General features: G+C 70.4%; 9 protein-coding genes. 4 read left to right on the forward strand and 5 right to left on the reverse strand.

The annotated features are described in order from the left end of the window. On the forward strand, positions 1 to 397 hold a 397-nt coding region (locus ABD844_RS46285), incomplete at its 5' end, for a TCP-1/cpn60 chaperonin family protein (protein WP_344894063.1). A gap of 145 nt (positions 398 to 542) precedes the next feature. After that, positions 543 to 770, forward strand: a complete 228-nt coding sequence (locus ABD844_RS46290; RefSeq protein WP_344894066.1) for a hypothetical protein — start codon at positions 543 to 545, stop codon at positions 768 to 770. Positions 771 to 887: 117 nt separating this feature from the next. Here ABD844_RS46290 and ABD844_RS46295 read toward each other — a convergent pair whose 3' ends face one another. Together ABD844_RS46295 and ABD844_RS46300 are read right to left on the reverse strand one after the other, a co-directional pair. Then, positions 888 to 1,418: a YbhB/YbcL family Raf kinase inhibitor-like protein gene (locus ABD844_RS46295; protein ID WP_344894069.1), complete on the reverse strand. Its 531-nt coding sequence runs from the start codon at positions 1,416 to 1,418 to the stop codon at positions 888 to 890. 226 nt (positions 1,419 to 1,644) lie between these two features. Continuing rightward, entirely contained in the window at positions 1,645 to 3,657 is a 2,013-nt protein-coding gene (locus ABD844_RS46300) for a HelD family protein (RefSeq protein ID WP_344894072.1), read from the reverse strand. A gap of 119 nt (positions 3,658 to 3,776) precedes the next feature. Here ABD844_RS46300 and ABD844_RS46305 point away from each other — a divergent pair, with 119 nt between their 5' ends. Beyond that, a complete protein-coding gene (locus ABD844_RS46305; protein WP_344894075.1) occupies positions 3,777 to 4,112 on the forward strand; it encodes a hypothetical protein in 336 nt (111 codons plus the stop codon). A 263-nt stretch (positions 4,113 to 4,375) separates the two neighbouring features. Here ABD844_RS46305 and ABD844_RS46310 read toward each other — a convergent pair whose 3' ends face one another. From ABD844_RS46310 to ABD844_RS46320, 3 genes are all read right to left on the reverse strand, one after another. Then, a complete protein-coding gene (locus ABD844_RS46310; protein ID WP_344894078.1) occupies positions 4,376 to 6,022 on the reverse strand; it encodes a DNA repair helicase XPB in 1,647 nt (548 codons plus the stop codon). Between the two features lie 125 nt (positions 6,023 to 6,147). Beyond that, positions 6,148 to 6,501 (reverse strand): hypothetical protein, encoded by a 354-nt coding sequence (locus tag ABD844_RS46315; protein ID WP_344894081.1) that lies wholly within the window; start codon positions 6,499 to 6,501, stop codon positions 6,148 to 6,150. Between the two features lie 85 nt (positions 6,502 to 6,586). Next, a complete protein-coding gene (locus ABD844_RS46320; RefSeq protein WP_344894084.1) occupies positions 6,587 to 8,065 on the reverse strand; it encodes an AMP-binding protein in 1,479 nt (492 codons plus the stop codon). A gap of 360 nt (positions 8,066 to 8,425) precedes the next feature. Here ABD844_RS46320 and ABD844_RS46325 point away from each other — a divergent pair. After that, a partial coding sequence (locus ABD844_RS46325) for a hypothetical protein (protein ID WP_344894087.1) occupies positions 8,426 to 9,632 on the forward strand: 1,207 nt, incomplete at its 3' end.

Genomic DNA, 9,632 nt, shown 5'->3' on the forward strand with positions numbered 1-9,632 from the left:
CGTCCCCGGTGGTGGCGTGGCGCTGCTGCAGGCCGGCGCGAAGGCGTTCGACAAGCTGGAGCTCTCGGGCGATGAGGCCACCGGTGCCGCCATCGTGAAGAAGGCGCTGGAGGAGCCGCTCAAGCAGATCGCGGTCAACGCCGGTCTCGAGGGTGGCGTCGTGGTCGAGCGCGTGCGCAACCTCACCCCGGGTGAGGGCCTCAACGCCGCTACGGGCGAATATGTCAACATGTTCGAGGCCGGCATTCTCGACCCGGCCAAGGTGACCCGTTCGGCGCTGCAGAACGCCGCCTCCATCGCGGCGCTGTTCCTGACGACCGAGGCCGTCATCGCCGAGAAGCCCGAGAAGACCTCCGCCGCTCCGGCCATGCCGGGTGGCGGCGACATGGACTTCTAGGTCTTTTCCGTCGCCGGAACGTAGGGCGGCCCGGGTTCTTTCCGGGCCGCTCTTGTTTTTGTTGAGCTGCCATTACGTTTCGCAATTGATCTACTACTTGCGGTGAGGAAAGGTGGTGCCACACACCTCAACGAAGGAGTAGACAATGCTTTCCCGCAGCAAGCGTATTTTCGGCATCGCCGCTCTGACCCTGGCCGCCGCCACCGCCACGGCCGCCCCGGCGTACGCCGACGAGAACTTCGTGACCGACCTCGGCATTCTGCGAGAGCTGCAGGCCCCGCTGTGCCTGCCGGGCACGACGACGGGGATCGCGATCGTCGACGCGCTCCTGCCGCAGCTCATGGCCTGCGCCCAGGCCAAGATCGCCGGCTGACCCGACCCGGCTCCGACACACCAGAGCGCCTCGCCGATCACGGCGAGGCGCTCTGGTCTTTCTCCCGGCGGACGGTGCCCGGAGCGGGCGTGTCCCGAGGCGGCCCGGCGCGTTGGGTCAGACGCCGTAGGAGGCGATGATGTGGCCCCGGGCCAGGGTGTTGGCCGTGATGTTGAAACCGACCACCGCCGGGCTCGCGTCACTGTCGACCCCGAGCGAGTCGACGCCCAGCGCGTGCACCGTGAACACGTAGCGGTGCGGGTCGCCGGGGGGCGGGGCCGCGCCGCCGTACGCCTTGAGGCCGTAGTCGTTGCGGGCGTGCGTGGCGCCCTCGGACAGCCCCTTGAAGTCGGGGGCGGTGCCCGCGCCCGTGGGCAGCTCCGTCACCGAGACCGGCAGGTCGAACAGCACCCAGTGCCAGAAACCGCTGCCCGTGGGCGCGTCGGGGTCGAAGCAGGTAACGGCGTAGCCCCGGGTGCCCTCAGGGGCGCCGGACCAGCGCAGGTGGGGCGACAGGTTCTGGCCCGTCATGCCCCAGTCGTTGAAGACGTGCAGGTCGGCGAGCGTTCCGCCGTCTTGGAGGTCGTCGCTCTCGACCACGAGTGCGGGGACCGACGGCAGGTGTTCGTGGGGAAGCGGTGCGGGCACGGCATCCTCCTAGGGTGAGAGCCGGGTGTTTGCCCCAGCCATCCTAGAAGCGGCCGCGCCCGCCACCTCCCAAGCCACCACCACGATCACCCCGCCCCGTCGTCGGGTTGTTGGGCGTTCTGGGGGGAGTGGGGCGTTGGGTTGTCGCTCCGCCCGTGGGGCTCGTGCGTTCGAGCGGACCGCCGGGAAGTCGGCCCTGGCGGGAGCGGGGCGTCGTACGGGCTGGTCAGATTGTCAGTTCGGCGGGGAGGGGCTTGTCGTGCAGGACCGTCAGTGAGGTCACCGCGCGAGTCAGTACGACGTAGAGCCGGGCCAGCCCTCTCGGTTCGGCCGAGACGATGTCGGCCGGTTCGACCACGATGACGTGGTCGTACTCCAGGCCCTTGACCAGGGTGGCGGGGACGACGAGGAGGCGGTGCTCCTCGGCGGAGTCGGGGTCGAGCACGGCGTGCGGAAGGCCGTCGAGCGCCTGTGAGACCTGTGCGACCAGCGCGTCGGGGACGATGACGCCGATGGAGCCCTCCTTGCCCAGAGACTCCTCGGCGGCCCGCGCGACCGAGCCGCCCGGGGTGATGGTGAGCGAGCCGACGCCGGGGCGCAGCGAGCGCGGGGCGGCCAGTTCGGGCGCGATGGAGGGGAGCAGGCGGGCCGCGTAGTCGAGGACCTCGCGCGGTACGCGGAAGCCGAGCGTCAGCTCCGTCACCTCGCCCTCGCGCTGCCCCAGGTGCTCAAGCACCGTCTCCCACGACCTGGTCGACCACGGCGTCGTGCCCTGGGCCAGGTCGCCGAGCACGGTGGCCGAGCCGTTGCGGCACCGGCGGCCCAGCGCCCTGAGCTGCATCTCGGACAGGTCCTGAGCCTCGTCCACCACGAGGTGGCCCAGTGAGGGGGTGCGTTCCATGAGGTCGAGGAGCTCGTCGAGGAGGGCGGCGTCGGCGGCGGACCACTTGGCGGACTTGTGACTCCGGTACGGCTTCCGCCAGATCAGCATTTCCTGCTCGTCGGGCGACAAATCGGTTTTGGCGGCCCGGGCGAGGAAGTCCGGGTCGGCGAGGAGCCGATGGAGGACCTGCTCGGGCGTCAGCTTGGGCCACACCGCGTCCACGAGCTGCCTGACCGGCTTCGACCGGGCCACGGCGTCCTGGACCCGGTCGTCGGGCGACTCGCCCCGCTGCTCCATCCGTACCAGGACCTGGTGTGCCAGCCGCTGCGCCAGCGCGGCCCTGCCGGGGTTGTAGCGGGTGGTGCCGCGCAGGGAGGCGACGATCTCGCGTACCTCGTGGTCGGCCACCCGGAAGCGGTAGGCGCCCTTCGTGAACACCACCCCCTCCTCGGGCTTCGTGATGTGCAGCCAGAGGGCGCGTTCGAGCACGGCGGCCATCCTGGCGTCGCCCTTCATCGCCGCCACGAGCGGATCCTCCGGCGTGGCGTGCTCGCCGAGCAGCCCGGCCACCGTGGTCTGGTCGACCTTGACCTCGCCGAGCGCGGGCAGCACGGAGGAGATGTAGGAGAGGAAGGCCCGGTTGGGCCCGACGATCATGACTCCCGACCTGGCCAGCCGCTCGCGGTGGGTGAACAGCAGGTAGGCGGCCCGGTGCAGGCCGACGGCGGTCTTCCCGGTTCCGGGCGCGCCCTGCACGCACACGGTCTGGGCCAGCGTGGAGCGGACGATCTCGTCCTGGTCGGGCTGGATGGTGGCCACGATGTCGCGCATGGGGCCGGTGCGCGGGCGTTCGATCTCCTCGGTGAGGATCTTCGAGGGGCCGATCTCGCCGCCCTCGCCGAGCGGCTCGTCCTCGTACGCGGTCAGCGCGCCGCCGTGGTAACCGAAGCGGCGCCGGCGTACGACGCCCATCGGCTCGGCCGGGCTGGCCTGGTAGAACGCGCGGGACACCGGGGCCCGCCAGTCGATGACCAGCGGTTTGCTGTGGCCGTCGTGCACGTGGCGGCGGCCGACGTAGATCGTGCCGGGCAGGTCGTCGTGGCCGGTGCGGTCGAGGCGGCCGAAGAACAGCGGCGTGTCCGGATGGTCGGCGAGGGCCGCCACCCGCTGGTCGAGCAGCGACTGGAGGATCTGCTGCGACACCCAGTCGCCGGCCGCGTCGGCGGACAGGGACTGGGCGTGGACCCGCATGGCCTGCAGCGCGGCCCTGGAGTCGGCCAGGTGTGTCTGCTCGGCGGCGAGCACGTCGGTGGGCAGGTCGGGAGGTATGTCGGGGGCCAGTTGGTGCGCGGGCATGCGGAAACGTCTCCCTGGTGGATTACGGAGGTGGTCAAGGCAGCGAATCCGCCAGCTTAGTGGCGACTCAGCTGGGCCTCCAAGGCATTTACCGGCGGCGGGCGGGGTAGGGACGGGAGGTGGCGCGGGTCCAACTCCGTTTCTCGCCGATCATCCCCACGATCGCGAGCTTCCTGCTGGCGGCGTTGTGGGGGTTGTCGGTGTTCGCCGGGTGGGGGCTGGCGGCGTTCTGCTCCGGCGATGAGGCCGCTGCCGCGTGCTCGCGGCGGCTCGACCTGGTCTCGACGGTGTCGGGGTTGTTCGCCGCGCTGGCCGCCTGCTGCACGGCGGCCGCCTGGCTGCTGCCGTGGGCCAGGCAGGACCGGCGTACGTTCGCGGGCCTCATGGCCGCCGGGGTGGTGGCCTGGATCGCGGCGGAGGGCGTGCTCTTCGTCGGAGGGATGATGTCCCGCTAGGCCGGTTCGCGCAGGGGGACCCGAGTCCGCCCGTCTATCACCACAAGCCCGACAGAAGCGGCTTCCTGCAACGAACCTGGGAATACCGAAAAATTCGGGCATTTCAGGTGCGTTTGTCGGATCATGGGGGTATGTCGCAGGCGGCGTGATAGTACGCAGGTGAGGGGGGTGGTTCGAATGTCGGCCCGCGGAGTCTCGTGGACGTGACACCACGCTGAATGCCTGGCCGCTCAGGCGAGCGGCCGGGCATCACACCACACCTCTCAGACACCGCCCAGCACGTCGTCGGCATCGATGATCTGGTACGCGTACCCCTGCTCGGCCAGGAACCGCTGCCGGTGCGCCGCGAACTCCTGGTCGACCGTGTCCCTGCTGACCACCGTGTAGAACCGGGCGCCCCCGCCGTCGGCCTTGGGTCGCAGCACCCGCCCGAGCCGCTGGGCCTCCTCCTGGCGCGAGCCGAACGTGCCCGACACCTGGATGGCGATGGCCGCCTCCGGCAGGTCGATGGAGAAGTTGGCCACCTTCGACACCACCAGCACCTGGATCTCCTTGTCGCGGAACGCCTGGTAGAGGCGCTCACGCTCCTTGACCTTGGTGTCGCCCTTGATGACGGGCGCGTTGAGGTGCTCGCCCAGCTCGTCGAGCTGGTCGATGTACTGGCCGATGACCAGCACCTGCTCGCCCAGGTGGCGGCGGACCAGGGCCTCGGTCACGTGGGTCTTGGACGGCGTGGTGGCGCAGAACCGGTAACGCTCCTCGGACTCGGCCATCGCGTACGCCAGCCGCTCCTGGTCCGTCAGCGTCACGCGTACTTCGACGCAGTCGGCGGGCGCGATCCAGCCCTGGTTCTCCATCTCCTTCCAGGGCGCGTCGTAGCGCTTGGGGCCGATCAGCGAGAACACGTCGCCCTCGCGCCCGTCTTCCCGCACCAGCGTCGCGGTCAGCCCGACGCGCCTGCGGGCCTGGAGATGGGCGGTCATCCGGAAGATCGGCGCGGGCAGCAGGTGCACCTCGTCGTAGACGATCAGGCCCCAGTCGCGGGCGTCGAACAGCTCCAGATGGCTGTAGACGCCTTTGCGCCGCGTGGTCATCACCTGGTAGGTGGCGATGGTGACCGGGCGGATCTCCTTCTTCGAGCCGGAGTATTCGCCGATCTCGTCCTCGGTCAGCGACGTGCGCCTGAGCAACTCGCTCTTCCACTGGTGCGCCGAGACCGTGTTGGTGACCAGGATGAGCGTGGTGGCCTGGGCGTGGGACATGGCGGCCGCGCCCACGATGGTCTTGCCCGCGCCGCAGGGCAGCACGACCACGCCCGAGCCGCCGTTCCAGAACGCCTCGGCCGCCTCGCGCTGGTAGGGCCGCAGCTCCCAGCCCTCCTGCAGCAGCTTGATCGTGTGCTGCTCGCCGTCGACGTAGCCCGCCAGGTCTTCGGCCGGCCAGCCCAGCTTGAGCAGGGCCTGCTTGACGTTGCCCCGGTCGCTCGGATGCACCACGACCGTGTCGTCGCCGACCCGGTCGCCCAGCATCGGCTGGATCTTCTTGGAGCGCAGCACCTCTTCGAGCACGGCCCGGTCGGTGGAGGTGAGCACGAGCCCGTGCCCTGGGTCCTTCTCCAGCCGCAGCCGGCCGTAGCGCGCCATGGTCTCGGCGATGTCCACGAGCAGGGCGTGCGGCACCGGGTAGCGGCTGTGGCCGATCAGCGCGTCGATGACCTGCTCGGCGTCGTGCCCGGCGGCGCGGGCGTTCCACAGCGCCAGCGGGGTGATGCGGTAGGTGTGCACGTGTTCCGGAGCGCGTTCGAGCTCGGCGAACGGCGCGATCGCCTTGCGGCAGGCGTCGGCCCGCTCGTGGTCGACCTCGAGCAGCAGCGTCTTGTCCGACTGGACGATCAGCGGTCCATCGCTCACTGGCTTTTCTCCGTGGGGTTCAGACGGGGGCCTGGCGCGTCAGGACCATCGTCTCCTGATCCCGGCCTCCCCGCTCCGACTCTCCAACAACGGGCAGGCCAGGATTAGTCCTCAGGACCGTCTGATCAGTCGTCGAACGCGCCGCTGAACCCCAGGGCGAGGAAGGTGCCGATGGTCACCACGAAGCCCAGCCCGAACAGGACCCAGCTCCAGGTGATCATGGTGCGCGCGGTCCGCGGCTCGGTGCGTGACCTGCCGATGGCCAGACCGGCCAGGATCGCGCCGGGGATGCCCAGGACGTTGCAGCAGGAGACGACCGCGACCAGGTTGAGCACGAGCGCGACGATGGCGTTGGCACTCGGTCCGTCGTTGCGCGGGGGCGGAGTGCCGTAGCCATAGCCGTATTGAGGCGGCGGCTGCTCGCCGTAGGGCGCCCCATAAGGCTGGTACGGATATCCCGACGGATCTTCCTGACCCATGTTCACCTCCAGACAGGTCAACAATTATCACGGAATCGACAGGCGTCAGACCGCGTGCGCGAGATCGGCAGAGCCTTCCCGGCGGTCAGCCGAGCCTGCTCCGCAGGGCCTTGCGGTCGAGCTTGAGCACGCTGGTCACCGGCACGGAGTCGACGAAGCGCACCTCGCGGGGATACTTCACCCGGCCCACCCGCTCGCGCGCCCACCCGATCAGCTCCTCCGCCGTCACCGTCGCCCCCGGCCTGAGCTGCACGAAGGCCACGACCTCCTCGCCGACGCGGGGATCGGGACGGCCGACGACGCCCGACATCACGACGTCGGGATGCCGGTCGAGCGCGTCCTCCACGTCGCGGGGGAACACGTTGAAGCCGCCACGGATGATCAGGTCCTTCTTCCTGTCCACGACGTAGAGATACCCGTCGTCGTCCACGCACCCGAGATCACCGGTACGCAGCTCGTCGCCGACCAGCGCCGTGCCCTCGGGGTCGGGCTCGTGCTCGCCCCAGTAGCCGAGCATGAGCGACTCCCCGGCGACGCAGATCTCGCCGACGTCCCCGGTCTCCACCGCCTCGCCCGCGCGGTCGCGGATGGTGATCGTGTAGCCGGCCAGCGGCAGCCCGACGCTGCCCGCCCGGCGCCGGCCCGGCGGGTTGAAGGTGGTGACCGCGCTGGTCTCGGTCAGGCCGTAGCCCTCCAGGATCCGCACGCCGGGCAGCCTGCGCTCGAACTCCTCCAGCGCCGCCCGGCCCAGCGGCGCCGCGCCGCAGGTGAGGTAGGCCAGGTCGGGCAGCTCGTACGTCTCCAGCGGCTCGGCGAGCAGGAGGTGGACCATGGCGGGCACGACGGTGCCGTACTGGACGTGCTGCTCGGCGGCCAGCCTCAGGAACGCCTTCGGGTCGAACCAGCGCATCAGCACCGCCTGCTGCGGCTCGCTCGCGTGCATCGAGGCGACCGTGACGATCAGCCCGTACGCGTGCGACAGCGGCACGGGCACCAGCGCGCGGTTCCTCCCCTCCTGGTGTGACAGGTCGAAGGCGTCCTTGGCCACGTGCCACAGGCCGCCGTGGCTGAGCATGACGCCCTTGGCCCTGCCGGTCGTGCCGCCGGTGTACATGAGGGCGGCCAGGTCGCCCGGGTCCCTGCTGGCGGGGCCGCGTTCGGCGGCGCGTTCGAGCTCCGCCGTGTCCGCGTACACGGGGAGGTCGACGCCGGCGGCGCGGACGTCGTCGGCCAGTTCCGGCGAGGTCACGATCGCGCTCGCGCCGCTGTCGAGCAGGATGTGCCGCAGCTCCTCCTGTCCCACCAGGAACACCACCGGCGTCACCACCGCGCCCGCCGCCCATAGTGCCTGGTAGACGAGCGGCACCTCGGGCGAGTTCGCCATCATCACCGCGACCCGGTCGCCCGGCCGGATTCCGGCCTCGGCGAACCCGCCGCTCATCCGGCGCGCACGTACGGCGAGCGCGTGACTGCGGTGCCAGACGCCCTCGTAGAAGATCGAGTCGTGGTCGTCGAAGCGGTCCCACGACTCCTCGGCCAGCCTGCCCAGCGTTCGCTCGGTCACATGCCCAACCTGCTGCGCGTGAGGACGCGCGGTCAAGCCTCCACGGGCTTGACTAGTCATTGTGGACGGTCCTCCCATAGCCCGTAAATACGTATTAATCTTCCTCTATCCCCATTCGAGTTTTCATGTCGGCCTAGATCGTGTAAAGGTTGGAGATCTAAGGGTCGTGGGGGCCCGCCGGAGCCATGGAGGGCATGATCGGCATGTCCGCTTTCTCGGTCGTGAGGTCTGGTCTCCGCAGGTCAACGGGTAGCCGTGACGCTGTGCGACCCTCTCGCATAAAACTGTGCGAAGCGAAGAATTTTGTTGTCTGACCAGAAACTCCGTAGAAAACTTTCCAGTCAATTCCGAGGTGGCCCCGTGACCGAAACGCCTGAACCGGGCGAGATCGACCTCGACAACATTACGCTCACCGGGAGCCTGAGAGCGGTCGGCGACCACCTGCGCGCGGTGACCGGCCCGGCCACCGGAGACCTGAGCCGGCGCGCGGCCGACGCCCTGCTGCGCTCGTACCTGGAGCCGGGCTGCTTCCCCGACGCCGTGCGCCGGCTGTCCATGCGGCACCTGCTCGTGCTCGTCGGCGAGGAGGAGACGGGCCGCCGGCTGGGCGGCCTCGCCCTGCTGTCGCGCATGTCGCTGGCCGAGAGCACCATCACCGTGCTGTCACCGGCCGCCGACGCGCGCGACCTGCTGTCCGGCACCGAGTACGAACCGGGCCGGGCCTACCTGCTGCACGACTGGATCGCGGTCAGCACCGACCGCACCGAGCTGGTCAACCTGGCCCGCAAGCTGGCCGAGCTGGGCTCGTACCTGGTGGTGACCAGGAACGGTGCTCCCTCCGAGGCGGTCGAGGTGGAGCACCCGTGGGCCGCGCCCGATCCAGGGGAGCTGTACGACCTGTGCCTGAGAACGTCCGGACGGCGGGCGGGGCTCAGCCAGGAGGAGCTGACCCGCGGCCGGGACCTGGCGCTGAGCCTGCCGACGCCCGCCGAGGTCGTACGCCTGTCCGCCCGCGTCGCCCAGGGCGGCGAGCCGGGCGCCGAGGAGGTGGCGGCCTGGTTCGACACCAAGCCGCCCATGCGCGAGGTGCTGGCCGTGGCGGCGCTGGCGTTCACCCACCGGGCGGCGGAAGACGACTACGACGAGCAGCTCGCCCGGCTCGAACGGCTCCTCAGCCACGAGACCCTCCGCCGGCCCTTACGCTGCCCGCTGGTCGTCGTCGAGGGCGGGCTCGTCGGGTTCCGCGACGCCCGCCGGCGCGGGCAGGTGCTGGCCGAGCTGGCCGCCCGGTACGGGTTCTGGCTGTGGCAGCCGGTGCGCGAGTGGGTCAGGTCGCTGCCGGGGCAGGGGCCGGCCAGTCAGGTACGCGCCGCGGCGGGGCTGGCGCTGCTGGCCAGGCACGCGTTCAAGGAGGTCCAGCAGGAGTTCCTTGAGGTCTGGGCGCGGGGCAGCGCGGCCGAACGGGTGGCGGCGGCCAACGTGCTGTCGTACATGTGCGCCGACGACACCCTCGCCCCCGAGGCGCTCGGGCTCGCGCTGGGCTGGGCGGCGGACCCGGGGGACGTGC

The sequence above is a fragment of the Nonomuraea antimicrobica genome (assembly GCF_039536965.1).
GTDB classification, from domain to species: domain Bacteria; phylum Actinomycetota; class Actinomycetes; order Streptosporangiales; family Streptosporangiaceae; genus Nonomuraea; species Nonomuraea antimicrobica.